The sequence below is a fragment of the Bradyrhizobium betae genome (assembly GCF_050632175.1).
In the GTDB taxonomy this organism is placed as follows: domain Bacteria; phylum Pseudomonadota; class Alphaproteobacteria; order Rhizobiales; family Xanthobacteraceae; genus Bradyrhizobium; species Bradyrhizobium betae_B.
Window position 1 is genome coordinate 676,978 of the sequence record NZ_CP192576.1, and the last position, 26,652, is coordinate 703,629.

Below are 26,652 nucleotides of genomic sequence, written 5' to 3' on the forward strand. Positions count from 1 at the left end.
CCCAAATCGATTCAGCCTAATGCCATCCCGCTTTAAATGCCAAAAATGTCCCGCACCACGTTCCGCGTGGTCGTCAACCTCGCCGCCTTCGGATAGATACCATGCAAAATGCTATCCGCGGCAAGCGCACCGCCGTCGATAACGATCGCGCCGGTCGATACGAAAGTGTTGTCGCCCACGGCGGTCTTCCCAATCACGCGAGCGCCGCCAAACATCACGACGCCGCGGCCGAACGATGGGTATTCATTGTCGAGGTTCGCCCCAACAGTGCAGTTGTGATAGGAGATGAAATAGTCCGAATAGCTGGCGCGGCCGAGCACGGTGCCGACCGGATGCTGCACCGCGAACACGTCGGGTAACTCCACCTCATAGAACGCGTCGAGCGCGTGCAGTGCCTTGTTCAGCGCATAGGCCTTGTCGGCGACGGGATGGCCGGGCCGTTCGCGAAACGCTGAATTGGCGAGATAGTAGAGGAAGATCGCATACTGGTCGGAGTGCCAGTGCGAGAACCGCGCCTCCCCGTTCGCAAAGAACCCTTTCAGCCTCACGCGCGAAAAACAGTGATCGACCCGGTCGAGCGCGAGATCCACGAATCTCGGGAGGTCGCCGAGGTCAGCGCCGTCAGGAAACAGGTTCTCGAACTGCTTGCGCACATAGAGGGCGAGGTCGTTGCGGGCAAGCGAAAGCTGCACGGTGCTAATTCCTGCTTGAGAAGCTGGCACGCACGTCGAGGCCGCGCGAGAACAGATGGCTGCGCAGCTTGATCGGGCTGTGGTCGGTGAAGAGGAACATCGAGGAGATCGCGACCGCCGAGGCACCCGCCTCCAGCGCGTCGATCGCATGCTGGAGTGAACCGCAGCCGCCGGAGACGATCAAGGGCACGCTCAGCACGCGAGCAGCCTTGTGGATCAGGTCGAGGTCGTAGCCGCTCATGGTGCCGTCGCGGTCGATCGAGCCAAGCAGAACTTCGCCGCAATGCAGGTCCTCGCAGCGCTGCGCCCATTCCACCGGATCGAGCGCTGTGTCTTCGCGCCCGCCATCGATGAACACGCTGGCCTGTCCAGGGCCGGTCGTCTTGTAGTCGATCGACACCGTCATGCACTGGTCGCCGAAAGTGCGCGCGGCCTCACGCAGGAACTCCGGGCGCCGGACGGCCTCCGAATTCACCGAAACCTTGTCCGCACCGGCACGCAGCAGCACGTTGACGTCGTCGAGGGTCTTGACGCCGCCGCCGACCGTAAACGGCATGAATATCTCTTCCGACATCCGCTCGATGATGTCGACGACGCGGCCGCGCGAGGCGGCGCTCGGCACGATGTCGAGCACGATCAGTTCGTCGACGCCGTAGTCGTTGTAGACCTTCGCAGTCGTCACCGGGTTGCCGGCGGCGCGCTCGTTCTCGAAGAAGCGGACATATTTAACGAGCCTGCCGTCGCGCAGCAGAAATTTTGGGATCAGGCGCTTCTTCAGCATCTCTGGACTTTATGGATTCCAGCGCAGGAAATTGCCCATCAGCTCGATCCCGGTATCCTGGCTTTTCTCGGGATGGAACTGCGTGGCGGCGATGTTGTCCCGCGCAATGATCGCGGTCACCGGCTGGTCATATTGGGCGAAGCCGACCACGTCGCCCGCATCCCTGCAGCGCATGGCAAAGGAGTGCACGAAGTAGAACGCGAGATTGCTGTCGCGGATATTGGCGAGGATTGGATGGTTGCGTTCCTTCGCCACCATGTTCCAGCCCATATGCGGGATTTTTAGCGCCGGGTCGTTCGGCATCAACCGCAGGACGTCGGCATCGAACCAACCAAGGCCGCGATGCGGGATGCCGTCATCGGAATGCTCTTCGGAGCTGTTCGCGAGCAACTGCATGCCCAGGCACACGGCGAGGAACGGCTTGCCCTTCTCGCGAACCTGACGCTCGAGCATCTCGTCGATGCCGCGCGCGCGGATATTGCTCATGGCATCCCCAAACGCGCCGACACCAGGCAGAATCACGTGGGAGGCGCTCGCGATCTCGTCGGCGTCATGGGTCACGATCGGATCGAAGCCGCAATATTCGACGGCGTTCTTCATCGAGCGCACATTGTTGATGCCGTAGTCAACGATCGCTACGCCTGACATCGCCTGCTCCCCCGGGACGCGCGCCCGATCGCCCCTCGCTAGCTCAGCCCTTACCGCCGATTTCGACGCCCGGATGGTTCGGCCAGGGAACTTGCGTGTTGTTCCACTTGTCCATGTCGGGCATGCGACGGCCCGGCTCGACCGTGTTCGCCGAGAACTGCCACGGGCTGACCTCGTGCTTGATCGCGATGCCCAGAAACTGCTCCTCGGTGAGCTGGAGATAGTCGAGGAACAGATCGAGGCTCGGCGGCCGCTTGCCGTCGAACTCGCGTACCAGCGCCTCGCCCTGCTCGCGGGTCATACGCTTGTTACGGATGTCGATGTTTGCGAGATGGTTGGTCCGGCCCATGCCACGCTTGATGTATTTCAGATAGTCACGCACGCCCTGAAAGAAGCACTCGATCTTCTCGTAGTCGTACTCCGGCGGAATGCCCTCGACCTCCTGGCCCTTCCAGCCGAGTTCGCGCTTGATGATCTCGACGTGCTTCTTGGTGTCCCACTTGATGTAGCTGCCGAGGCAGATCGAGCGGCACTTGATCCGCATCAGCTCCTTGCGCGGCGGATAGACAAATGGATACAGGTCGCGCTTGGCAACGCGGCCGCCTAGGAATTCGTACATGTCGTCGGCGGTGATACCGAGATTCATCGCACGGTTGAAGCGCTTCTCGTCGACCTCTTCCATCTCGTCGTAGGAATAGAAAGACTGGTACTCCGCCAGACTCTCGCCCCAGAACAGCAGCGGCGTCTCGTAGCGGATCGCAATCTGCATGGTATGGGCGTAGATGCCGGTATGACAGTGCCAGCAGAAATCGCCGCGGCGCTTCAGCGATTCGAGCATCAGCTCACGCACCACATGCCAGTTCGGCGTAAAGTTGAGGACATCGACGCCGAGCTGCTTGAACACGCTGGTGTTGTTCTCTTCAATCAGCGGGCGATAGAACCAGTGGTCGAAGCGCACCACCAACGGTTTCAGGCCGAGCTTTTTGACGACGTACCAGAGCTGGAAAACGCTGTCCTTGCCGCCCGAGTAGGGCACGATACAGTCGTACAGTCCTTTATCGCGGTATTGTGCGACCAGCTCCATCATCTGGCCGTGGCGCTCCTCCCAGTTGATCTGGGTATCGCGCACCTCGATCTGCGCGCAGACGCTGCACGAGCCGGCTTCGTCGAATGAAGTGGCCTCCGCCGTTTCCGGCAATAAGCACTTGCTACAGCTCAACATTTCGGAGATTCTCGCGATTGAATGATTTGCTGCCGGCTTACCACGCCGTCCACCCCCCGTCGACTGCAACGCACTGGCCCGTCACATAGGCCGACAGGTCGCTCGCGAGGTAGGCTACAGCGCCTTTCATATCGTCCTCGCGCGCCATGCGTGCAAGCGGCGTCCGGGCCACATAGCGGCTTAAAAACGGTTCCGGCGTGGCCCTGAAGACTCCGCCCGGCGCGACCGCATTGACGCGGACTTTTGGGGCCATCGTGGTGGCCAGCCACCGAGTCATCTGGATCAGGCCGCCCTTGCTTGCGGAATAGGCGGCCGGATTTCCGAGTGCGGTTCCCTCGTAGAGCCGCCAGTCCGGCCCCGCGAGGCCGTAGATCGAGGAAATGTTGATCACGCTGCCATGGCCTGACTTGGCCAGATCCTCGGCTGCAGCCTGGATCAGGACAAAGGGCGCAGTGAGGTTGACCTCGATCGCCCGCCGCCAGGTCGCATCCGACTGCTGCGCGAACGGCACCGCCCAGCCCTCGAGCTCCACTGGTGCCGACGAAGGCTGCGCAATTGACGATGATGTCGACGCCGCCAAAGGCTTCCCGCACCCGCCTCGGCAGATCCTTCACCCCCTCGCCCTGCTCGAAATCGCAATCGAACATTGCGGACTTGACCGAATGGTCCGAGCCCAGCTTCGCGGCGATCTCCGTGCCGGCGGACGCGGCGATATCGACCAGCGCGATGCTGGCGCCGAGTTCGGCGAGACCCGCGGCAATGGCTCGGCCGATATGACCGGCGCCCCCGGTAACGACGGCGATGCGGCCATCGAGCGACATCATCTCGCGAAGCGAACGCTCGGTGCTCATCCAAATATCCTCTGGAATTCGTCGGAGGCGCGTTGCAGATCGTCGAGCCGACCGACGTCGATCCAGTACTCCCGCAACGGGAACACGACTGACGGCTTGCCCTTGGCGATGGTGCGCTCGATCAGGGTCGGCATATCCACGGCCTCGTTCGCGTCGAGATGATCGAGCACGCCGGGATCGAGCAGATAGACGCCGGCGTTGACGAAGAACTTTTGCGTCGGCTTCTCGCGGATACCGAGCAGACGATGGTCGTCGAAATCGATCACTCCGAACGGCACGGTCACGGAATGCTCGCGCACGCAGACGGTGGAAAACGCCTGGTGTTCGCGATGATATTTCAGCATCTGTTCGAAATTCACAGTTGTCAGCAGATCGCCGTTCATGACGAAGAACGGCTGCGACGGCCGCTCAGGCAGTAGCGACAGCGCGCCGGCAGTACCGAGCCGCTCGTTCTCCTGGAGGTAGCTGATTTCCACACCCCAGGCCGAGCCGTCGCCGAAGTAGTCGCGGATCATGTCGGCCTTGTAGTTGACCGAGATGAAGAACTTGCCGAAACCGGCCTTGACGAAGCCGCCAAGCACTGTCTCCAGGATCGGCTTGTCGCCGACGCGGATTAGTGGTTTTGGGACGTCGTCAGTCAGCGGCTTCAGCCGCGAGCCGAGGCCGCCGGCCATCAGCACGACCCAATGATCGGATTGGTGTGCAAGCGCGAGATCGTCGATCAGGCGGACCTCGACCACCCGCCCCTCCGCATCGACCAGCGGAAGCTGGTGGATCGAATGCTTGCGCATCAAATTGAGCGCAGCCGGATTCGAGATGCCGACGGGCGCCGTGATCGGCGTGCGGTTCATCACGAGGCTGACGGAGGCGTCGAGGCCGGTGCCGCCGAGCAGCGCGCGCCTCACGTCGCCGTCAGTGACGGTGCCGACGATTTTGCCGTCGCGCTCGACGATGGCGAGTTGCAGCGTGCCCTGATCGATCCGCCGCAGCGTCTCCATCAGAGGTGTATCTTCATTGACGACGAACGCGCCCTTCATGACCGACCAATCCTATTCGTTGCCGGCGAACCCGCCGGCCGCGACATCCTTTGTAACCACCGCGCCCGCGGCAACGACGGCTCCTGCGCCCACTTTGACGCCGACCAAGACCACGGCGCCAGCGCCGACATGGACACTCTCACCGATCGATACGCCCCCGCACAGCACCGCGCCAGGCGCGACATGCGCATGATCGCCGACGATGCAATCGTGCTCCACCACCGCCCGCGTGTTCACCAGGACGTTCCGCCCGATCCGCGCCGCCGGCTGGATCACGGCACCCGCCATCACTTGGGCGCCGTCGCCGAGTTGCGCATCGGAGGCGATCACGGCGGAGGCATGTGCAATGACTGGAAACTTGAACCCCAGCACGTCAAATCGATCGAACAATGCACGCCTATCCGACAACCCTGAATCCTTCCGCGAAGCACGGTTGCCGAGACCGTTTGCGAGTTCGACCTCGTCCACGGCCATCTTCATGACGTCGTCGTCGGATCCCGTGACCTTGACGCCGCCGATGGCCGAGCCGATACGTGCGACGTCGCGGTCGGCAATGCCCGCCGGACGAATGCCGCTGCTCAGCAAGGCCTCGATGACGACGCGAGCGTGACCGCCGGCGCAAAGCACGATAAGGCTCATGGCTCGATCGCCTCGTTGGCCGCATAGTCGCGCCCAGCGGTCTTGCCGAGATAGCTCCAATATTCGATCGGCGGAACGCCGTTGCCCGGGCGCTTGATGCCGAGATTGTCCTCTGTGAAACGCTCGCCCGCCAGCACCGCGCGAAGTGCAATGAGGCTGCGGCGCGCCACCGCGCGGTTCGGGATTTCCTCCGGCGCGGGCACCTTGCGACCGTCGCCGAGCGCGGCCTCGATGTCGCGGATCGCCGCGATCATCGCCTCCAGTTCGTCCGGCTCGATCGAGGCGCGGTGGTCCGGTCCCGGCAGATTGCGGTCCAGCGTCAGGTGTTTTTCGATCACGGTGGCACCGAGCGCCACGGCGGCCGATGCGATATGGATGCCGCGGCTATGGTCGGAGAAGCCGACCGGCAGACCGAACGCTTCGCGCAACGTCACCATGGCGCGAAGATTGATCGACCGCGGATCGGCCGGATATTCGGTCGTACAATGCAACAGAGTGACCTTTGCGCGCAGCTTCGTCCAGGTCGCACGGTCGAGCAACAGATTTGCAAACGCGGCGGGCTCGGGCCGCGCCGTCGCATCCCGGAAATATCCGAAGGCGATGACGCCGAGCGCCTGCTCCACCTCGGCGAGGGTTCCCATGCCGGTCGAGAGGATGATCGGCAGGCGGAAGCGCGCCAGATGCAGCAGCAGCGGCGCATTGGTGAGATCGCCCGAGCCGACCTTCAGTGAGGACACGCCGACGCGGTGGACCAGATGCGTGGCGCTCTCGGCATCGAACGGCGTAGACATGTAGGTGATGCCAGAGGCTGCGCAGGCTGCGGCGATCTGCTCCTCGTCGTCAGCACTGAGTTCGAGCCCGCGGAGCATGTCGAGTTGCGTCTGCGCCTCGCCGGTGGTCACTTGCTGGTAGGTCGCTTTCGTCGCCGCGACGGTTGCGAGCCTGTCGGCGCGAAATGACTGAAACTTGACGACGTCGGCTCCCGCCTTTGCGGCGGCCCCCACCAGCGCCAGCGCGCGTGCACGGTCGCCGTTGTGGTTGACGCCCGCCTCGGCAATGATCAGGGTTTTGGGATGCATGGGGTTCGGTCGCCAGGACGAAGCGAAATCGCCCGCCAATCAAGCGGTTGTCTTAGTCGAGCACGCTGGTAAAAGCAACGCAAGCAGGCGGCTTGCGGCGCTCCCCAACGGCCCAGCCAGGTGTCGAATCACCCCGACTCGGGGGCGCTTGAAGGCAGGATTATCGAGAGCCATGTCGAACTCGCCCGAGATATTGTTCCTGCTGGTCGGCCGCGGCGGATCGAAGGGCCTGCCCGGCAAGAATTTGCGCGAGATCGGTGGCCTTAGCCTGACCGGCTACAAGGCGATCGCGGCGCGGCAGTCCCGCTACTGCTCACGCCTGATCGTCTCCAGCGATAGCCCCGAGATACGCGCAGAAGCAAAACGGCATGGCGCCGAGGTGCTGTTCGAGCGACCGGCCGAGCTTGCGAGTGACACCGCCTCGTCCAACGACGTGGTGTTGCACGCGATGGATTGGATCGAGGCGCATGAGAAGCGGCGCTACCACGCCATCATGCTGCTGGAGCCCTCGTCGCCGTTTGCGACACCGGACCATTTCGATGAAGCGGTCGAGTTGTTCGCGGCACGCAAGGCGAGTCTCGTGGTCGGCATGCGCGAGACCGAAGTCTCCTCTATTTTCGTCGGCACGCTCGGCAAGGACGGCTCGATCGGCGGGATCGTCGAGAAGATGCTCACGACCACAGCGCAGCGGCGGCAGGACCAGGCCATCGAAGTCACGATGAACGGCGCGCTCTATCTCGTCGGCTGGGACGCGATGCGCCAGCATCGCAAGATCTACGCCGATCCGGCCGCGAGCTACGGCATCATGATGGACCGCATGCATTCCATCGAGATCGAAAGCGCGGCTGACCTCGCCTACGCGTCCTATGTCGTCGACCACGGGATGCTCGACGCCTCTCCCTGGAGGCGACCGGCATGAGTTCACGCCGCCGCATTGCCGTCGTTACAGGCTCGCGCGCCGATTACGGCTTGTTGCGGGGGATCCTGGCGCGGCTCGAGGCGGCCGACGACGTCGCACTGAGTGTGATTGCCTGCGGCATGCATCTGGCGCCGCGTTTCGGCGAGACCTGGCGGGCGATCGAGGCCGACGGCTTTTCGATCGCAGCCAAGATCGATCTCGCGCTCGGCGACGATCGCGCCGAGACTATCGCGCGCGGCACCGGCATCGGGGTGACCGGCTTCGCCGACGCGCTGCCGAAGCTGGCGCCCGATATTCTCGTCGTGCTCGGCGACCGCTTCGAGGTGCTGGCTGCCGCAGTCGCGGCAACGCTCCTGAACATCCCGATCGCGCATATTCATGGCGGCGAGATCACCGCGGGCGCCTTCGACGACGCGATCCGTCACGCCATCACCAAGATGGCCTGCTTGCATTTCGTCGCGGCCGAGCCCTATCGCCGGCGCGTAATCCAGATGGGCGAGCAGCCCGATTTCGTCTTCAACGTCGGTGCGCCCGGTCTCGATATGGCGGACACCGCGCCGACCCTGACCCGCACCGAGCTGTTCGCAAAGCTCGGCATAGCCGGTCCCGAGCGCTTTCTGCTGGTGACGCTTCATCCGACCACGGCTCAGCCCCAGACCGACGCTGCCAATGTCGGCGCTCTCCTCGGCGCGCTTGCCGGGATCGAGGACCGCAGCTTCATCTTCACCGGCGTGAATGCCGATCCCGGCTATCGCGCCATCGACGATGCGATCCGGGCGTTCGTAGCGGCGTGCCCCGGTCGCGCCCATCTCTTCACCTCGCTCGGCAGCGAGCGCTACTGGGCCGCACTGCGGCTTGCGGACGCCGTAATCGGCAACTCCTCCAGCGGCATTTTGGAGGCACCGGCGGTCGGCGTGCCTTCGATCAATATCGGCGACCGCCAAAAAGGCCGGCTGCGCGCCGCCTCGATCATCGATTGCCCGGCCGATTCGCTCCTGATCCTCGAAAGCCTCCGGCGCATATTCGAGGGCCGGTTCCAGCCCGATCCCGCGGTTGTGCCGCCCTATGGCCGCGGCGGCGCGTCCGAAGCCATTGCTGGAACCCTTCGAAAGATTGCTATCGAGCGCGCTTTCCCCAAGCATTTCCACGATTTAGCGGATGTGCCTGCCCCGCCCGAGCCGACCGTATAACTCCCACCCATTGTTGCCTGTGCAGCGTGCCTGGCTGTATAGATCGGGGCGAGTTTGAGACGAACCGCGCTCGTTCCGGGAGAACGCGACATGACGACGATCGAATCACTTTCCGACGCGACGCCGGTGGTACGCGCCGTCGATATCCATGAATTGCCGATCCCACCGTACCGCAGTTCGATACTGCCGCAGATCGACTACGACACGCACCCGGCCTATGGCGCCATGCTGCCCAGGCCGACGCTGGGCGAACGCGTTGAGGCGCTGAGCAGGTTCCTGCGCACCTTCGCCTTCGTCGCCATCCGCCGCGTCGTCGATTATGAGAACATGCCGCTCCTTTCCAAGGAAGCCGGCTTCACCGGGTTGAATGCGTCGACCGCGATCCGTTACATCACCATGTTCACGCGCATCCGCGTCGGCCGCATGATCGGCAGCCTGATCGGCACGCGTCGTCCCGCCACTCCGACCAATCCGGCGCTGCTCAATCAGATCAAGTCCGACGGCATCGTGTGCCTGACGCTGACGCCCGACGAGATCGGCCGGATCAACGCCGCAACCGCACAAGGCTTCGCCCGTCTCGACGAACGTCGCGCCAACATTCCGCTCGAGAAGCGCAAGTTCGACGACAATGTCTATTGGTGCACACGCTCGCTCGATCCGCAGGCGTTCACCACGGTCGAGAATATCTTCAATCGGTACGGGGTCATCGAAGCCGCGAGCGCCTATCTCGGCCGCCCGGTCGGCGTGAAGCACGTCAATGCGCAGATCAACGACCAGGAATATGCCTTCTGGAAGCGGCAGTTCCCCGACACCGAGATTGCCGATCCTTGGGGCAGCTACCTGCACATCGACGCGACCTACGGCATGCTGAAATGCGCCATCTATACCCACGACATCGGCCCGGATGGCGGCCCGTTCTGCTACGTGCGTGGCAGCCAGCGCGCGAAGGTCGGCTGGTTCGAGGGCATGGTCCGCCGCACCAATGACTTCGCCGGCTTCGCCAGCCGCAAGGTCGACATCCGCAAGAAATTCATGGCTCTGCCCGCCTTCCTGCGCAAGAAGGCCGAATTCGGCGCAGACATTCGCGACGATTCACCCGAAGCCGACCGGCTCCGTGAGGGCCATTTCAGCGCCACGTCGAACTTCGGCAACTGCATCCTGTTCGACGGCAACGGCATCCATCGCGGCGGCATGGTCAACAAGGGGGAACGCCGCTGCCTCTTCATCCTGCTCGCGGAGATCTGAGGCCAGCGACGCTTCCGCGTCGCACCTTCGATCAGGCGTTGCGCGCGGCGCGCAGCTTGCTCGGCGCCTTGAGATAGGCGGTGAGCTGGTCCGGCGTGAAGGTTTCGAGCTGACGCCGCAGCACGCTGTCCTTGCGAACGAAGGCGAGATCGATCTGCGCCAGCGCGCCGTCGAGTTCACGCATGTGTCCTTCGAGCACGTCGTAAACGGCAAACCCGGCCTCATCGCAGAAGCGCACGAGCTCGGCGAATTCCGGAATACCCTTACGCACCTTCATCATCACGGTCTCGACGATCAAGAGGTCGATCTCGCCGATCCGACTGCCGAGCCCTTTCAGGGCCTCGATCTCCGCGCCCTGCGTATCCAGCTTCAGAAACACGGGATGCTCGAGCGTTTCCGGCAGCAGACTGTCGAGCCGTCGCATCTGCGTCGGCCGCGCCTCGCCGTCGAACGCCCCACCCTCGGTCTGGCTGTAGAGGCTCGATCCTGAGATGTCGTCGTGGACGTTGAGGACGACCTCCTTGTTCTCCGAGCCGGCGGCAACGAGGAAGTATTCCGCATTCAGGCGCTGCTTGAGCCTTTCGAGGACCGGACGGCATTCCGCTACGGGTTCAACCAGGAAATACTTCGCGCGCGGAAACGCCTCGTAAATGGACTCCGTTCCGAATGCGATACCGACATCGATCACGGTGCGGACTTCGAAGCCGAGCGACTTCAGGTGCTTGAAGAACAGGCCGAAGCTTCGCACTGGCGCGTTGGTGCGCATCAGGCGCAGCCCGAAACTCTCAAGCACGACATTGATGCCGCGGAATACGGTGGAAACGAACGTTCTCATGAGATCTGGTTTGGTGACGGGGGCATCCGCATGTTCAACGCAGTGCCACCTCTGTTTGCAAACAACAAGCCGGTTTGGTAGATCACCCTCCCCGGCTGGTCAAGCGACAGCCCTTACATCAGAGCAGCGAATTCCGCATGAAAGTCCTCGTGACCGGCAGCTCGGGCTTCATCGGCCAGGCTGTCGCACGCCGCCTGAACGCCGAGGGTCACGACGTCGCGGGACTCGACAACCGACCGGGGACCGGAACCGGCTACGTGTGCGACGTACTAGACGCCAAGCGGCTTGGCGCCGCCCTGCAAGATTACGCCGCCGACGCGGTCGTGCATCTCGCCGCGCGTATCGATCTCGACGAGAAGACCGACCTTGCAGGTTACGCGGCCAATATCGAGGGCGTACAGAACTTGATCGCCGCCATCGCGAACACGCCCTCGGTAAAGCGAGCCATATGGACCTCGTCGCAGCTTGTCTGCCGCGTCGGGTATGTTCCTCGTCATGACACCGACTACGCCGCCACGACGCTCTACGGACAAAGCAAGGTACTGACCGAGCAACTCGTTCGCCAAAGCGACGGTGCCGGACGGGAATGGTGCCTGGTTCGCCCGACGACGGTCTGGGGCCCGGGGATGAGCGCGCACTACCAGCGCTTTCTTCGCATGATCCAGCGCGGCCGGTACTTTCATGTCGGTCATACCCCGCTCTGGAAATCCTACAGTTATATCGACAACATCGCATTTCAGTACCACCGGCTGCTCGAAGCCCCCGTCGCGCAGATCAACCGCAAGACGTTCTACCTTGCCGATTACGACCCGATCGACTTGCTGACGTGGAGCGACGCGTTTCAGCGCGAGTTCAGATCGCGGCCGATCCCGCACGTTCCCCCGGCGCTCGCTCGCCTCGTGGCGCACTGCGGCGACCTCGTGAATGCCGCCGGGCTGAGGCGGTTTCCGTTCAACTCGTTCCGTCTAAACAACGTGCTGACGCAGTATCGGTTTGACATGCGTGAGACCGAAGCAGTCTGCGGCCCGCTTCCCTATACGATGGAGCAAGGCGTTGCCGAGACTGCGAAGTGGCTCGTCGCTTCTGCGCCGGACTGACCGTTAGCCCATCCTGTCTCTCCGACGCCGCTTCGCGGGGCTTGATGCCGCGAGATCTGCGACCGCGCCGACGACAAACATTGACACAAGCACCAGTGCTGAATTCGCAACGCCCAGCGGGCCGTTGACCGGACTCAGCAGGATGCTTGCGATGACGAAGGTCAACATCATCGAGGGAACCATCAACGTCGAGTGTCTCACACCCGCAAAGCTCCAGCCTGCGACAAATCCCCAGATCAGAATATAGACGACCGTACCGGCGATACCGAAGTCGATGAAGGCGGCAGCCCAAACAGACGGGAAAAAACCATAGATTCCTGCCGATTTCAGCTCAACACTTAGCGTGGCCAAAAGCTCGTTGTCCGGAAAGAACACCCTAAGGATCGGCGACAAGACGCCGATTTCGTAAACTCCCCAATGCGGTGAAAACTCGTTCCGCGCACGCCACGTAACATCAAACACGCGAACACCGTGCGTCAGGTAGAAGTATGAGCTGAGTGCCGACATCACGGTCCCCTGCGGCACGAGGCCAGAGTTGAGGGCCGACATGATGTAGCCACGCGGTGGAGCCTCCCACGCCTCGATCATGACCGACAAAAGCGGCGTCGGCGGGGGCGCTTTGGAATGGGTGCCGGGATCGGCTTGCGCATGGGCCCGAGCTTCGGCTTGAGCGGTTTGCCGCGCCTGCTTGATCATTCTGCTGACGTTCTCGGCACTGATGGTCGTCTCTGTCTCGGCCTGGTTTTCCGGCGCGGGCAGCTGCGCAGGCGGCATGCTCACGGGATCCGTCGGGCCTGCGTCGCTGGAGATCTGAGACTTGCGCTGGCCGTCTGCCGAGCCCCTCTCGCGCGCGGCTATGCGCGCATGAAAGATCCGTTCCTGCTCCGCTTCCTGCTCCTGCAGTTTCGCCTGCAATTCGCGGATCAAGCCGCCCATCTCGACACAGAAGCCTTGCCTGATCGACCACATGGCGCTGGAATAGGCAGCGAATAGTAGAACAACTGCTATCGTCTTGGTGAGGAGATGATGGCCAGGCGGCAACGGAGACAACCCCTGGCACCATCGAACAAGGATCGCGGCCGCAATGAGCACGATGAAGAACAGGATCGGCATGCGTCCGGAATAGAGCAGCGCGTAGCCGATCGGGGAGACGAAGGACAGTTGCGCAAGCGCCGCCATCCATCCACGGACCTGCTCACCTCTGAGAAGGAACAGGACCAGCGCTGCGTAGCTGAACGAGAAAGTTAGGTAACCGAGATAGAGCAGCGGAGTCCGCTTGATCTCGACGATATCGACCAGCGTTGGCGCGCAACGCAGCAACTGGGTATAGTCGGCATTGTTGGCTCCACTCAATATGACCCGGTCGAGCGCAATCAACGCTATTCCGACGATGCCGGTCACGGACGCAGCGCCGACCACCCAGTTCAAGACGCGTCGTGAGGAAGCCTCGAAGTCAACCTGTCGATCGAACCAGGCCTCGGAAGACCGGACGCCGATCAGATGGGCGATGATGAAAAGGATCGTGCCACAAGCCGTGAGAACGAGAACCGGCACGGACGGCTGACCGTGATAATCCAGCGGACCGACCGCCACCGCCAGCAAAAGGACACTCCAGACGATCACGATGAGGACCGCGGGGGAAGCAAGACTCAGCGCTGACTTGACCGACCGCTTCACCATCGCAATATCGAACGTCCTAATTTAGCACCGTCAGCGACGGTGACATGCCCTTGCGGCGGAGAGACCCGCTCTTGCGATTCGCAATCCGGTCGCGCCGACATCACGGATAGAGCATATCGGCGTCAGTCGGAAAACCCGCGGGCGTGGCCGGAGCCGGCTTTCCGATATCCTCGCGATACCGCCGGATCGTCGCATATGTCAGCGTTGCAAGCAGAACGGTGCTGGCGATGCAGCCGGACAACGCGGCACCGTAATTGCCCATAATCGGAATGAAGACGAGATTGAGCGCGACCGAGACGACCGCGGACCCGAGATTACAATACAGCAGGCTTGAATCCGCCCGCGCCGCATAGAGTGCGTATGACGGAACATCAGCAAGCACCCGCACCAGTAAGCCTGGGAGCATCAAGAAGAAGACCCCGATACCCTGGGTATATTGATCAAGCTGGAGTAGCGACATCAGGGGTAAGATCAGGACTCCCGCAAGAACGATCATTCCGCCTGCGACGCCAAGCAGCGACCAGAAGAAATTGCGGACGGACCGGCGAAAAGTCGGCAAATCCCTGGCATAGGCCGCGATGACTTTCGGAAGGAACTGCTGGGAAATTGAAGCGCCGAGAGACAATATCCCGATCGCGATGGTCGAGTAGAACGTATAAATGCCCAGCGCGCCGCGTCCGATGAACATGTCGATCAGGAAGCGGTCGGCGTAGGAGATCAGCAGCGCCCCCGCCGCGGTCAGCATGAACGGACGCGCCGTGAGAAGACCCGTCCGGACCCATTGCCAATCGATCGACCGGCGTCCGATCTCGCGCCACGGCAGCTCCTTTAGCGAAAACGCGGCGAAGAGGATCGAGGCCGCACCGCCCAGTGCCCACCAGATCAGGACTGTCTCAAGCGTGCGAGATGAAGGATTTGCGAACATGAGCAGCGTGATCGCATAAACCCACACCCCTCCCCGCAGGAAGACGCCGATATAGGCACGAACCGGCCGCGACGTGATGATGAGAATGCGGGTTGCTTCGAGCGAGATATGCTCGGTAGCCAGCACAAGCAGGAACCAAGGCGCGAGCTGGGATGGAAATGCCCCCGCGACGACCGCCAGGCCGGAGAACACCATGATAGCGGCGAACGTCGCGGCGCCGAGCGCGAGCTGATCCATGATGATCTGCGCACGACGCAGCGGCGAGGCGGGCACGAGCTCGCGCAGGGTGTAAGAGTAGAACTCGAGCCCGAGCCCCAGCAACGCAAATGCCAGTGTTGCCGTGATCAGCCCATAGGCGCCGACCTCGTCCGGGGGCAGCATCCGCGCCAGCACGATGGACAGCAGAAAGCGGCTGAACAGCGTCAGCCCGCGCAGCAGCAGGACGGCCACGGCCGCCATGACCGCCGGCCGCCTGACAAAGTCAATGAGTTGCGCTTGCATTGCGTCCTTCCCGAGCGCGCCGGCTCGGGCAAACCTCGAGGAATTGCGCGTTTACCGTGTTTCGGCGTGCGTGACAAATCCCGCCCGAAATCCTAAAATGTCCGCCTATCCGGACACTTAGGGAACTTCTGCAAATGCCTCCCAACACGGGACAAATTCTCGCTCTGGTTTATGGTTGCATCGACGAGATCAACGACCTCAGGCCGCCGGAAGAAGCGATCGAGAAGCGTCCGGACGTGCTCCTGGTGGGTGAAGGTGGCAGCCTCGATTCGCTCGCGCTGACGATGTTGATTCTTAACCTCGAGCGTCAGGCCTCGAAACTGTCCGACAAGGAGATCAGCCTGCTGGATGGACGGGAGCTGGAAGACAATCTGGCGCGCTTCTCCACGCCTGCCGCATTGGTTGAACTGGTCGAAGAGGCCGTCGGCTCATGAGCAAGGCCTACGATGTGCTGGTGGTGTCCGACTTCAATGCCGACCTGGTCAGCAGGTATTTGTCCGCCGACCGCACCGCTCCCTTATGCAAGGCTGCCAGCGCGCCCTACGGCCAGGTCTTTCAGGTCCTTTCGAATCCCGCGGCCGCGGCGCCCGGCAGCGTCGCGCTGATCTGGACGCGCCCCGAAGGCGTCGTCCCCGAACTCGCCAGACTGCTGGCCGGGCAAAACGTCGAAGCCGCTCAATTGGACGCGGAAGTCGATGCATTTGCCGCAGCGATCAAATCCTTCGCGAAAAGCTGCAAATATGTGTTCGTTGCGAGCTGGGCACCGACCTACCACGATCGCGGCCTGGGACTGCTGAGCTGGGGCAAGGACGGCACGGCCCGCCATCTGGCGCGGATGAACCTGCGGCTCGCCGAAGCGCTCGGCGACGCCGCCGATGTCTTCGTGCTCGACAGCCAGAGATGGATCGACGCAACAGACGATCCGCGCGACCGCAAGTCGTGGTATCTGACCAAGGCGCCATTCACCGAAAAGGTCTTCAAGGCCGCAGCTGGTGACGTGAAGTCCGCTCTGCGTACCGCCTCGGGTCAGAACCGCAAGCTAGTTGTAGTCGATCTGGATGACACCATGTGGGGTGGCATCGTCGGCGACGATGGCTGGGAAAATCTTCGGCTCGGCGGCCACGATCACGTCGGCGAAGCTTACGCCGAATTCCAGAGCGCTCTGAAGACGCTGGTCAATCGCGGTATCGCCATTGCAGTTGTCAGCAAGAATGACGAAGCGGTGGCACTCGAGGCGATTGCAAAGCACCCGGAGATGATCATTCGCAAGGACGATCTTGCGGCCTGGCGCATCAACTGGAAGGACAAGGCCCAGAACATCGCCGAACTCGTCGCGGAATTGAATTTGGGTTTGCAGTCCACCGTATTCATCGACGACAACCCGATCGAGCGCGCCCGCGTCCGCGATGCGCTGCCCGAAGTACTGGTCCCGGAATGGCCGACCGATCCGGCAAAATATGCTGATGCGTTGCGGCAGCTCGATTGCTTCGACCGCTCTTCTGTCACCTCCGAAGACCGTGAGCGGACCCGGATGTATGTCCAGGAGCGCGAACGACGCGACAGCCTCGATGTCGCCTCCTCACTCGACGACTGGCAGGCATCCCTCGGCGTGCGAGTGCAGGCGAGCCCCGTCTCCGCGTCGAACGTGAAGCGAATCGTCCAGCTCATGAACAAAACCAATCAGCTCAACTTGCGCACGCGGCGAACCACGGAGAAGGAGCTGGCTCAGTGGCTTACCGACGGGACGAACCGCAACCTCGCTGCTGTCACTGTCTCCGACCGGTTCGGCGATCTCGGACTGACCGGCATCGTCAGTTGGGAGCAGATCGGCTCGACGCTCGAGATCGTCGACTATGTGCTGAGCTGCCGGGCGATGGGCCGGAAGGTCGAGCAGCTCATGGTTCACCTAGCCGTGCTGGCCGCCTCCCGTGCATCGTGCGACACGGTGGTCGCAAAGTTCATCCCGACCGCCAAGAACCGTCCCTGCTTGGAGTTCTGGCAGAGCTCGGGGTTTTCGGAAGACGGGGACAACGTGTTTGCGTGGAAGACCGCGACGGTCTATCCGAAGCCGCCCTTCATCACGCTGGAGGGTGACATCGCACCGGCCGGACAAATGGCTTCGGCGATCTGACGGCCATGAGCACCACTCTCGACCTGTGCGGGCTTGACGATCGACAAGGCCTGATGGACTTCATCCGCGACTACTGGAGCAAGACCCACGTTCTGGCGCGCAGTGAAGCCCTGATGGATTGGCAGCACCGCGACGAAGCAAACCGGCGCTACAATTTCATCGCCGCGCGCAACGGCGAAGGACAGATCGTCGGTATCCTGGGCTTCATCCTTGCCAGCCGCTACGATGCCACTCTCGCTGGCGAGCATGACACGCTCTGGCTGACCACGTGGAAAGTACGTCCTGACTTCGCCCACGGCCTCGGACTCTTGCTGCTGCGCAAGCTCGACAGCGTGATGACACCCAGATGGATCGGCACGGTCGGTCTCAATTTGGCGACGAAGGGCATTTATCAGGCGCTCGGATATCACGTCGACATGCTGCCGCGGTATTACATGCTCAACAGCGCAATGACGAACTTCAAGCTCGTTACGGTCCCTCCGCAATCGGCAACCATCACAGCGCCAAGCACAGGTGCGAGCGTTCGCGAGCTTGATCGCGACTGTTTCTGGGCAGCGACCGAGATTCTCGGCCTCGATACCAGCCCCCAGGTTCCACGCAAGACACGCGCCTTCATTCATGGACGATACCTCTCGCACCCATTCTACCGCTATTGTGTGGCGCTGATTACCGACGGCCCGCACGCAGCGCTCTGTGTGCTCAGACGCTGCGAAGCCGAAGGTGCGAGCGCGCTGCGGATGGTGGATTTTCTCGGTGACAGCGCAGCCCTGCAAAGAGCAGGCACGGGCTTCCAGGAATTGCTGCAGACCAGCGGCACCGAATATATCGACTTCTTCTGTAGCGGACTTCAGAGCGAGCTTGAGGCAGCCGGCTTCCAGCGGCTACCGCCTGCCAAGGATGCCACGATCGTGCTGCCGGGCTATTTCGAGCCATTCGAACGCTCGAACGTCGAACTTGCCTTCTCGTTGCGCGGTCCGGGCGACATGCGCATCGTTTGCAAGGGCGACGCCGACCAAGACCGCCCGAACCTCCTGTAAGGTCGATTCATGGCGGCCGCCGCACGACATTTCGAGATCGACGACCAGCGCTGGTTTGCAGCCGCTTCCGGCGACTGCAATCCGATCCATGTCGATCCCGCCTGGGCTGCGACGCACTTTCCCGGCGCGCTCGTGGTCCACGGCATGCACGTGCTGCTTTGGGCACTGAATGAACTCGCAACTCTGCGGCCGGGCACGTCCTTCGCCGCGATCGACGCGACCTTCGTCAAGCCGGTCGTGGTCGGCGACAGGGTCGAGGCCTCCATCTCCGAAGATGGCAAGCTCGTGCGCGTCACGTTGATGCGCGACATCGCGATGGTGGCGCGCATCACCTATGGCGACAGCGCCGATCGCCGCGCGAGCGAATTCCAAGCCCGCGGCGCGCTGGCCTCGCCGCGCCCGCGCCCGGTCTCGGACTTCGCGGGACTCACTGGTACGGCTGGCCTCCCACAGGCCATCACGGCACTCCCCACCCGCTTTGGCGCTCTTGCGTCCTCGATTGGGGTCGATCGTCTGCTTGGACTCGCAGGGATCTCAACCCTGGTCGGCATGGACTGTCCGGGCCTGCGCAGCATGCTGTCCAAGGTGACGGTAAGGATTGCGCCGGGCGACAGCGGCGAGCTCGCGTTCAGGGTTCGCAAGTTTCACGACGCCATGAGCCTCGTCGAAATCGACGTTCGCGGACTGGGCCTCGAGGGCAGCGTCTCGGCATTCGCTGGACGTGAGCCGGCTGCCTCGACGCCGAATGACGCGCTTCGCGGCATGGTTTCGCCGGGCGAGTTCAGTGGCCAGCGGCCACTCATTGTGGGAGCATCGAGCGGACTTGGGGCCTCGACCGCGAAATTGCTCGCAGCCGGCGGCGCAGATCCGCTGTTGACGTGGCATGCGTCGGCGCCCGACGACACCGTGCAGACCGTCCGATCGTTCGGAGCAAGCGGCCAGATGCTTCGGCTGGATGCGACAGCACCAGCGCAAGGGCTGGCGGACCTCGTCGCATCGGGCTGGGACGGCCGCCAGCTCTACTATTTCGCCACGCCTCGCATCTTCCGCCGCCGGGTCGAGCCGTACCAGGCGCAGGATTTTCTCGATTTCAAGGATGTGTTCGTCACCGGCTTCCGTGCAATCGTCGACACACTGAAGCGGGAGCACCTCCCGCTAACCGTATTCTATCCTTCGACTGTCGCAATCGACGAGGCCGGATCGGATCTTGCCGAATATCGCGACGCCAAGCTGGCGGGTGAACAGCTCTGCTACCGCATGGAAAAAGTACGCCCGGCCTGAAAATTATCGTCTCACGATTGCCGCGGACTGCGACAAGGCAGACCGAGACCTTCTTGAAGGTGAAGGCAGAGCCGCCGGAAGCCGTCATGCTGCCGCTCATTCGATCGGTGCAGGCACCGCACTGAACAGGGGATACAATTGGGCGCGCAGGGACAAAACGTCACGATCGTCATGTATCACTATGTGCGTCCGCTCCGGCTCACGCGGTTTCCGAGGATCAAGGGGCTCGACCTCGACCTGTTCGAGGCGCAGCTCGCCTATCTCGCAAGGCATTATTCACTGATCACGATGGAGCAGCTAGTCGACGCCATCGACGGCGCCGGCGAGCTGCCGCCCCGCCCTGCCCTGTTAACGTTCGACGACGGTTATCTCGACCACTACGCCTACGTCTTTCCCAAGCTGGCCGAGCGCAGGTTTCAGGGCTCGTTCTTTCCGCCGGCCTGCTCGGCGCTCGATCGCAAGGTGCTCGACGTCAACAAGATCCACTTCACGCTTGCCTCCGACGTCGATCCGGACCATCTCGTCGTCATGATAGAGGATGCGTGCCGGGAACGCGCGGCGGAATTCGGACTGCAGCCGGTGGAACACTACCGCGAGAAACACATGGTCGGGAATTTTCTCGATCCGGCCGGCATCAACTACGTCAAGCTGATGTTGCAGCATGCTTTGCCGTTGGAGCTGCGGCGCGCGCTGATCGACCAGCTGTTCCGCCGCTACGTTACGTCCGATGAACCAGCCTTCGCGAGCGAGCTCTATGCCACGGTGGAGCAACTGCGCCTGATGCGGTCGAGCGGCATGCACATCGGCTCGCACGGCGACCTGCATCAATGGCTCGGCCATCTCTCGAAGCAAGAACAGGAGGCCGATATCGACAGATCGCTCGCCTTGCTCGATGCGGTCGGGACCGCGCCCGCCTATCGCACGATGTGCTATCCCTATGGAGACTACAACGCCGAGACGATCGAGGCCATTGCATCGCGGGGATTCAAGCTCGCGCTCACGACCGAAGTTGCGCTGTCGCCGACATCAGCGGCCGCACGTTTCGCGCTTCCGCGGCTGGACACCAACCATTTGCCAAAGGACGCATCCGCGCCGTCAAACGAATGGACCTCGGCAGCCGGCGCTTAACCCGCGCTCAGAGCTTCATGAACTGAGGCAGATAGCGATTGAAGGCGCGCACCAACGAATTGGTGCTCTCCCAAGCCAGTTCGTCGTTGGGATCAAAATTCTTCCAGGTAAAGTAGTTTCCGGCGGCGCCCGCGCTAGCGAGCTTTTTGATGATCTGGCGCCGCGCCGCGTCGAGATTATCCGGCCGCTGCCATTGCCTGATCCGTTCGACGATACCGTCGATGTCGGCGAATTTGCGCACGTGGAGAAAATATTCGTCCGTAGCGTAATAGGGCTCGGTCACCACGGAGCAAAGTCCGGCGAGCGCCGCCTGGAAACCGATCGTTCCCGTGAATGTGACGGACACCTCGCACTGGCTGAGCAGGAAGTTCGCCGAGATGTCATACGGCACGCAGGTCACGTAAGGCAGCTTCGACAGCCGTTCGTAGAGCTCACGTTGACGAAAGCCGAACTGGAGCGGATGGTCCTTGACGAAAGTGTGATAGCCGGCCGCGCCTAGCACCTCGCAATAGCGCACGACGACATCGTCATGCGGCAGCATGTCGTAGGATTTCAGCCAGTAGTCGAGCGAGGCTTCCGGGAAGAGCTGCAAGCCGCAGAACACCCGGCGCTCCCTCGGGACCGCGTCCAGCCGCGAGCGCCAGTCCTTGCGCAGGAGATCGAGCACCTCGACGTCACCCGGCCTGACCTTGTGCTTCAGGCGCTTCAGCGCGTCGATGTAGTGGAGGTTGTACCGATCGCGTTTGAGATAGCGCCACAGATCGAAGAATGCGCCGCGCACGGCAAAATAGCCGAACACCTGCCAGAACCGCTTCTTGGAGAAATCCCTGGCGTTTTTGACATAGACCGGCGCGAAGTCGCCCGAGCACAGCGCGTCCACCGCGACGCTCAACTCATCCTCGGAGGGCTCCTTGAGCGGAACGAGCTGACCGCGACGATGAAAGAATATCTGGTCTGGAATGATCGAGGCCGTCATCTCAAGGAAGTCGATGCCGCGCGCCCGGGCGACGCGATCCATCACGTCCATGACGTAGCGGTCCATGGTGAAGGTCAGCACCAGTCTCGGATCGAGACGATCGAAGGCGAGCTCGATTGCCTGCGTCATGCCGCCGATCATGCGCATCGCGAGATCGCGCTTCAGGCTGCGAAGCGACCGGCAGCGCAGGATGATGTCGGTGCAGCCTTCCTCGCCATAGCGATCGAGCGCCACCTTGGCCGGATCGCTGCTCGTCATGAAGCGATAGAAGTCGTCGACCAGCGAGTAGTCGCCCTCCCCGCGCAGGTCGCTCAGCACCGTGACGTCGGCGAAATCGATCCGCGACGCCAGGAACTTCCACCACGCCGTGGTGCTGTGAATGGTGAAGAAGACGATGCGGGGCATCAGCTCTGGTTCACGCCTTCCGGGGCCGCTCCGGCGAGGAAGGGACTGCTCGGCAGGTTGATGCAGCGGGTATTCATGTCTTCGGCGACGGGCAGCGCCGCGCGCGGGCAGTCGCGGTACATCGGCAACAGGTGCATCGGCGTCCATAGCGGCCGGGCGCGAATGCCGTGGCCGTGCAGGGCCTCGAGCAGGCGGTCGCGTTCGGAAGCGTATTCGCGGTCGAGCACCAGCGTGTTGAGCCAGTAGTTGCTCTCAGACCCGTTCGGCTCGCGATAGATGCGTGCCCAGGGGAAATCGCGGAAAGCGGCAAGATAGCGCTCGGCGAGCACGCGCTTGGCCGTGACCATGCCGTCGAGCCGCTCCATCTGCGCGCAGCCAAGCGCCGCATTGATGTTGGGCAAGCGATAATTGTACGCGACCTCGTCGTGCTCGAACGCCCAGGCATGCGCCTTCTTCGCCGTCGTGGTGAAGTGCCGGGCACGGCGGGCGTGCGCCTCGTCGTCGGTCACGATCACGCCGCCGCCGCCCGTGGTGACGATCTTGTTGCCGTTGAAGCTCAACACCGCGGAATGGCCGAAGGTGCCGCAACCCCTGCCATTCAAGGTCGAGCCGAGCGACTCGGTCGCGTCTTCCACGATCACCAGGTCATATCGCGCAGCAACCGCGCCGAGCGCGACCATGTCGACGGGGTGGCCGAAGATGTGCACGGGAACCACCGCGCGCAGCCGCCGCCCGGTGTGCTTGTTCAACCAGGAGCCATTCTGCCGTACCGCGACCGCATCGAGATGCGCCTCGAGCGCGCGCGGATCGAGCCCCAACGTGTCCCATGTGGAATCGACGAAATGCGGCGCGGCGCCGGCATGGCTCACGGCATTGGCAGTGGCAACGAAGGTGATCGAGGGCAGCAACACCTCGTCGTTCGGCTCGACGCCTTCGAGCACCAATGCCGCGTGCAGCGCGGCCGTGCCGTTGACGATCGCAACCGCATGACGCGATCCGGTCGCGGCCGCCACCATCTCCTCAAAGCGGGTGACGTATTTTCCAGCCGACGACACCCAATTGGTATCGATGCAGTCGAGCACCAACTCGCGCTCGCGATCCCCGAAACGCGGTTCGTGAAGTTCCACCGGACGCTGCGCCGAGCCAAGCACCGCATCGACGGCGTCGAGCGCCGGCTTGAAGTCAACCACGGCAGGACGGCTCAGGCTCACTTGCGCGGAGGACATGCTCATTTTGCTCACAACGTGTAGGCATTGACGCGATAGCGGGCCAGGTTGTCCGGCTTGATGAACCAGGCGATGGTCTGTTCGAGTCCCTTGCGCAGGCCGTCCACGCCGCCGAAGCGTGGCGACCAGCCAAGCAGCTTTTGCGCCTTGGCGTTGGAGGCCCAGAGCCGCTCGACCTCGCTGCGCTCGGGGCGCATGCGTACGTCGTCATGCTCGATCTCGATCTCGGCCTCCATCAGCTCGGCGATCAGCCGAGCGGTGTCGCCGATCGATATTTCGAAGGCGCTGCCGATGTTGATGACCTCGCCGATGCCGGCCTTGGAATCGAGCGCCGCCAGGAAGCCACCGACGGTGTCGCCGACATAGTTGAAGTCACGCGTCGGATGGATGCTGCCGAGCTTGATCTTGCGCGCGCCAGCCGCGAGCTGGGTGATGATGGTCGGGATCACCGCACGAGCCGATTGCCGCGGCCCGTAAGTATTGAACGGCCGAATCACCGTCACTGGCGTGCCGAAGGATCGCTCGAAGGACAGCGCGAGCTGATCCGCGCCGATCTTTGTCGCGGAATACGGCGACTGGCCCTGAAGCGGATGCTCCTCGGTGATCGGAACGAACTGCGCAGTACCGTAGACCTCGCTGGTCGAGGTGTGGATCACCTTCTCAACGCCGAGATCGCGCGCCGCTTGCAGCACATTGAGCGTGCCGCGGATGTTAGCTTCGACATAGGTATCGGGCGAGTGATACGAGTAGGGAATCGCGATCAGCGCGGCGAGATGCAGCACCGCGTCGCAGCCCTTCATGGCGGTGCGCACGCCGTTGGGGTCGCACACATTGCCGGCGAAGACGTCGAACTCATTGCGGATATCGGGCGGCGAGGCATCGAGCCAGCCGAGCGAGCCCATGCCATTGTAGTGCACGAACGCGCGCACCGCGACGTTGCGTCGGACCAGCTCTTCCGCAAGGTGCGATCCGATGAATCCGCCTGCACCCGTCAAAAGTACCTTTCGCAAATCTCTTGTCCCTCTGGCCGGGGCACTCGCCCCGCCGACCCGCTATGGCCGCTTCTAACCACTCTGGCCGCTGGAGGCCAGTTTTGAATGAGCCCTGCTCCCGACATTGCACCGGGAACCGCTGGCACGAAATACAACCGCGCTGGTCACGCAAGCCCTTGAGAAGGATCAATAATTCCGCATCACCGAAGCCCGGCCGGCACGCCAGGAAAATTCACCGGGAGCCGGAATCGCGCGACCCTGCTGTGCCGGGTAATTTCAACAAGGGTATGCAGCGACAGGACGTTGTCCGGATTCCGGTCAGCGGCGACTGCCTCAGCGCGACTTGGCCAGCCGGTAAGGCCCCAGATAGAGAACATCCAGTCCGGAGCAGAAATAAGTGTGCAGGGCCTCCAGCGGCGCATTCACGGTTGGCTGCTCGTTGATGTTGAGGCTTGTGTTTATGAGCACCGGCAGAGAGGTCGCGCTCTCGAACTGACCGATCAGTCGACTGTAAAGCGGATTGCTCTCCCGGTGAACGCTCTGAATGCGGGCGGTTCCGTCAACATGAACGACGGCCGGCATCTTCTCCTTCACAGCCTCGTTGACCGGAAAAGTGACGACCATGAACGGCGCGTCGAACGCCTCCTCAAAATAATCGGCCTGACGGTCAAACAGTACCGAGGGACAGAACGGGCGGAACTCCTCCCGGTACTTGATGCTCAAATTGATGCGATCTTTCATGCTCGCAGAGCGCGGATCGGCAAGGATCGAACGATTGCCCAGCGCACGAGGCCCGTACTCCATACGTCCCTGAAACCAGCCTACCGTCTTCTGCTCGACGAGATCGGTGACACAGGCTTCGACCGGATCATCGAGCAAATCATAACGAGCGCCAATCTTCTCGAGTGTATCCTTGATCAGGTCGTTTGAATATTCCGGCCCCCAATAGGCATGCGTGAGCGGTGCGATCTTGCAGCCCATTTCGGCGCATTTGAGCTGGGCCGCGCCGAGCGCGACACCGGCGTCGTGCGGAACAGGAGGAACATAAAGCCGCTTCACGCACGGCTCCGAAGCAATCTCCATGTTCATTTTGCAGTTGAGCGCGACACCACCGGCAAGGCAGACATCCGCGCAGCCGGTCAGCTCGATGGCAGAACGGATAACTTCGGTGGTCACGACCTCGAGTTGCTTCTGCCCGCTCGCGGCGATGTTGGTCAGCCGTTCATCGAGGGGTTGGCCGCGCAGCCGCCGCGGACCAAGGATCTTCTCCATTTTCTCGGTAAAGATCCGCTCCTGACGGGTCGAGAAGTCGCTCGTAAAAATGTCCGCGTCATGCTTGCGCTTGTCGAGATCGGGGTCGAGCTCGTAGTTGATTCCTGCTGGCCGCAAAATCGTGGCGAATTTGTCGAGGAATTCCGGGCTGCCGTACGAGGACAATCCCATCACCTTGTATTCGTCATTGGTCATCTGATAGCCGAGATACTGCGTCAGCATCCCGTAATAGAGACCGAGGCTGTTGTGCCGGCCGAACCGGGTCAGCACGCGGAAGTCGTTACCCTTGGCATGCGCGACGAGACCTGAGGCCGAATCGCCGGAGAAATCGAAGCAAGCAACCGTCGCCTCGGCAAAGCCCGATCCGTAGAAGCTGCTCGCCGCATGGCACGTATGATGATCGTAAAGCTCGATCTTGGGGCTGTGGCCAAACTGATAGCGAAAATACTCCTCGAGGCGCCGGGCATAGTTCGTGTAGGTGCGAAGCGGCGAACATATCCAGTCGACATCCCGGATCGTTATTCCAGCCTGCTTCAAGCAGAACGCGATCGCCCCGCGCGGGAGCTCTCCCCGGGCGTGCTTGGCAAGCGTAAAGCGCTCTTCTTCAGCGGCGGCGATCAACTCACCATCACGCAGCAAGACTGCAGCTCCGTCGTGGTGACCGTGCTTGAGCCCGGAGCTGATTCCAATGACGTACATGCGTTGGTACCTCGAAACCCTTTCACAGAGAGCCCGACGTGATGATGTGTGGGGGCTCAGACTCGGGCGTGGTCGCAACGAGCGACTCAGCAACTGCGGGATATGCTCGAACTTCAGGACACGACGTCCAAGCACGCCGGTCAGGCGACGTATATTAACAAAAG

24 protein-coding genes and 1 pseudogene are annotated in these 26,652 nt (G+C 62.3%); 9 read left to right on the forward strand and 16 right to left on the reverse strand.

Annotated elements, in window-relative coordinates; translation table 11 throughout:
* Positions 1-32: 32 nt before the first annotated feature.
* From ACQ86E_RS03465 to neuB, 9 genes and pseudogenes are all read right to left on the reverse strand, one after another.
* The gene (locus tag ACQ86E_RS03465; protein ID WP_431204199.1) at positions 33-692 is read right to left on the reverse strand and encodes a hypothetical protein; all 660 of its coding nucleotides are present in this window, start codon (positions 690-692) and stop codon (positions 33-35) included.
* A 4-nt stretch (positions 693-696) separates the two neighbouring features.
* Positions 697-1,473 carry an imidazole glycerol phosphate synthase subunit HisF gene (gene hisF / locus ACQ86E_RS03470; RefSeq protein ID WP_431204200.1) on the reverse strand — a complete coding sequence of 259 codons (777 nt, stop codon included), beginning with the start codon at positions 1,471-1,473 and terminating at the stop codon, positions 697-699.
* 9 nt (positions 1,474-1,482) lie between these two features.
* The gene (hisH, locus tag ACQ86E_RS03475; RefSeq protein WP_431204201.1) at positions 1,483-2,121 is read right to left on the reverse strand and encodes an imidazole glycerol phosphate synthase subunit HisH; all 639 of its coding nucleotides are present in this window, start codon (positions 2,119-2,121) and stop codon (positions 1,483-1,485) included.
* A gap of 43 nt (positions 2,122-2,164) precedes the next feature.
* Entirely contained in the window at positions 2,165-3,343 is a 1,179-nt protein-coding gene (locus tag ACQ86E_RS03480) for an N-acetyl sugar amidotransferase (RefSeq protein WP_431204202.1), read from the reverse strand.
* Positions 3,344-3,380: 37 nt separating this feature from the next.
* Positions 3,381-3,854, reverse strand: coding sequence for an SDR family oxidoreductase (locus ACQ86E_RS03485; RefSeq protein ID WP_431204203.1), 474 nt, complete (start codon positions 3,852-3,854; stop codon positions 3,381-3,383).
* An 82-nt stretch (positions 3,855-3,936) separates the two neighbouring features.
* A pseudogene (locus ACQ86E_RS03490) lies at positions 3,937-4,194 on the reverse strand (SDR family NAD(P)-dependent oxidoreductase); the annotation flags it as partial.
* A complete protein-coding gene (locus ACQ86E_RS03495) occupies positions 4,191-5,231 on the reverse strand; it encodes a nucleotidyltransferase family protein (RefSeq protein ID WP_431204204.1) in 1,041 nt (346 codons plus the stop codon). The gene ACQ86E_RS03495 and the pseudogene ACQ86E_RS03490, both read right to left, overlap by 4 nt.
* A 12-nt stretch (positions 5,232-5,243) precedes the next feature.
* Entirely contained in the window at positions 5,244-5,870 is a 627-nt protein-coding gene (locus ACQ86E_RS03500) for a NeuD/PglB/VioB family sugar acetyltransferase (RefSeq protein WP_431204205.1), read from the reverse strand.
* The gene (neuB, locus tag ACQ86E_RS03505; RefSeq protein WP_431204206.1) at positions 5,867-6,949 is read right to left on the reverse strand and encodes an N-acetylneuraminate synthase; all 1,083 of its coding nucleotides are present in this window, start codon (positions 6,947-6,949) and stop codon (positions 5,867-5,869) included. The genes ACQ86E_RS03500 and neuB overlap by 4 nt, the downstream gene beginning before the upstream one ends.
* A gap of 172 nt (positions 6,950-7,121) precedes the next feature.
* Here neuB and ACQ86E_RS03510 point away from each other — a divergent pair, with 172 nt between their 5' ends.
* The 3 genes from ACQ86E_RS03510 (at position 7,122) to ACQ86E_RS03520 (ending at position 10,303) form a co-directional block, all read left to right on the forward strand.
* Positions 7,122-7,868, forward strand: coding sequence for an acylneuraminate cytidylyltransferase family protein (locus ACQ86E_RS03510; protein WP_431204207.1), 747 nt, complete (start codon positions 7,122-7,124; stop codon positions 7,866-7,868).
* Positions 7,865-9,058 (forward strand): UDP-N-acetylglucosamine 2-epimerase, encoded by a 1,194-nt coding sequence (neuC, locus tag ACQ86E_RS03515; RefSeq protein WP_431204208.1) that lies wholly within the window; start codon positions 7,865-7,867, stop codon positions 9,056-9,058. The genes ACQ86E_RS03510 and neuC overlap by 4 nt, the downstream gene beginning before the upstream one ends.
* Before the next feature lie 90 nt (positions 9,059-9,148).
* The gene (locus ACQ86E_RS03520; protein ID WP_431204209.1) at positions 9,149-10,303 is read left to right on the forward strand and encodes a phytanoyl-CoA dioxygenase family protein; all 1,155 of its coding nucleotides are present in this window, start codon (positions 9,149-9,151) and stop codon (positions 10,301-10,303) included.
* Between the two features lie 31 nt (positions 10,304-10,334).
* Here ACQ86E_RS03520 and ACQ86E_RS03525 read toward each other — a convergent pair whose 3' ends face one another.
* Positions 10,335-11,138: an FkbM family methyltransferase gene (locus ACQ86E_RS03525; protein ID WP_431204210.1), complete on the reverse strand. Its 804-nt coding sequence runs from the start codon at positions 11,136-11,138 to the stop codon at positions 10,335-10,337.
* A gap of 137 nt (positions 11,139-11,275) precedes the next feature.
* Between ACQ86E_RS03525 and ACQ86E_RS03530 the strand changes: the two genes are divergently transcribed.
* Positions 11,276-12,235: an NAD-dependent epimerase/dehydratase family protein gene (locus tag ACQ86E_RS03530; protein ID WP_431204211.1), complete on the forward strand. Its 960-nt coding sequence runs from the start codon at positions 11,276-11,278 to the stop codon at positions 12,233-12,235.
* A 3-nt stretch (positions 12,236-12,238) separates the two neighbouring features.
* Here ACQ86E_RS03530 and ACQ86E_RS03535 read toward each other — a convergent pair whose 3' ends face one another.
* Both ACQ86E_RS03535 and ACQ86E_RS03540 read right to left on the reverse strand, forming a co-directional pair.
* Complete coding sequence (locus tag ACQ86E_RS03535) at positions 12,239-13,915, reverse strand: hypothetical protein (RefSeq protein ID WP_431204212.1); 1,677 nt, start codon at positions 13,913-13,915, stop codon at positions 12,239-12,241.
* Positions 13,916-14,015: 100 nt separating this feature from the next.
* A complete protein-coding gene (locus ACQ86E_RS03540; RefSeq protein ID WP_431204213.1) occupies positions 14,016-15,233 on the reverse strand; it encodes a lipopolysaccharide biosynthesis protein in 1,218 nt (405 codons plus the stop codon).
* Positions 15,234-15,475: 242 nt separating this feature from the next.
* Here ACQ86E_RS03540 and ACQ86E_RS03545 point away from each other — a divergent pair, with 242 nt between their 5' ends.
* The 5 genes from ACQ86E_RS03545 to ACQ86E_RS03565 all read left to right on the forward strand — a co-directional run bounded on the left by ACQ86E_RS03545 (position 15,476) and on the right by ACQ86E_RS03565 (position 20,918).
* Positions 15,476-15,775: a hypothetical protein gene (locus ACQ86E_RS03545; protein ID WP_431204214.1), complete on the forward strand. Its 300-nt coding sequence runs from the start codon at positions 15,476-15,478 to the stop codon at positions 15,773-15,775.
* 20 nt (positions 15,776-15,795) lie between these two features.
* Complete coding sequence (locus ACQ86E_RS03550; RefSeq protein WP_431204215.1) at positions 15,796-17,472, forward strand: HAD-IIIC family phosphatase; 1,677 nt, start codon at positions 15,796-15,798, stop codon at positions 17,470-17,472.
* Positions 17,473-17,525: 53 nt separating this feature from the next.
* A complete protein-coding gene (locus tag ACQ86E_RS03555; protein ID WP_431204216.1) occupies positions 17,526-18,509 on the forward strand; it encodes a hypothetical protein in 984 nt (327 codons plus the stop codon).
* 9 nt (positions 18,510-18,518) lie between these two features.
* Entirely contained in the window at positions 18,519-19,790 is a 1,272-nt protein-coding gene (locus tag ACQ86E_RS03560; protein ID WP_431204217.1) for a MaoC/PaaZ C-terminal domain-containing protein, read from the forward strand.
* Between the two features lie 138 nt (positions 19,791-19,928).
* Entirely contained in the window at positions 19,929-20,918 is a 990-nt protein-coding gene (locus ACQ86E_RS03565; protein ID WP_431204218.1) for a polysaccharide deacetylase family protein, read from the forward strand.
* Between the two features lie 7 nt (positions 20,919-20,925).
* On the opposite strand, the gene ACQ86E_RS03570 is transcribed toward ACQ86E_RS03565, so the two are convergent.
* The 4 genes from ACQ86E_RS03570 to ACQ86E_RS03585 all read right to left on the reverse strand — a co-directional run bounded on the left by ACQ86E_RS03570 (position 20,926) and on the right by ACQ86E_RS03585 (position 26,488).
* Positions 20,926-22,299 (reverse strand): hypothetical protein, encoded by a 1,374-nt coding sequence (locus tag ACQ86E_RS03570; protein ID WP_431204219.1) that lies wholly within the window; start codon positions 22,297-22,299, stop codon positions 20,926-20,928.
* A complete protein-coding gene (locus ACQ86E_RS03575; protein WP_431204220.1) occupies positions 22,299-23,525 on the reverse strand; it encodes a LegC family aminotransferase in 1,227 nt (408 codons plus the stop codon). The genes ACQ86E_RS03570 and ACQ86E_RS03575 overlap by 1 nt, the downstream gene beginning before the upstream one ends.
* Positions 23,526-23,536: 11 nt before the next feature.
* Positions 23,537-24,535 carry an NAD-dependent 4,6-dehydratase LegB gene (locus tag ACQ86E_RS03580; RefSeq protein WP_431204221.1) on the reverse strand — a complete coding sequence of 333 codons (999 nt, stop codon included), beginning with the start codon at positions 24,533-24,535 and terminating at the stop codon, positions 23,537-23,539.
* A gap of 315 nt (positions 24,536-24,850) precedes the next feature.
* Entirely contained in the window at positions 24,851-26,488 is a 1,638-nt protein-coding gene (locus ACQ86E_RS03585; protein WP_431204222.1) for a carbamoyltransferase family protein, read from the reverse strand.
* Positions 26,489-26,652 lie beyond the last annotated feature (164 nt).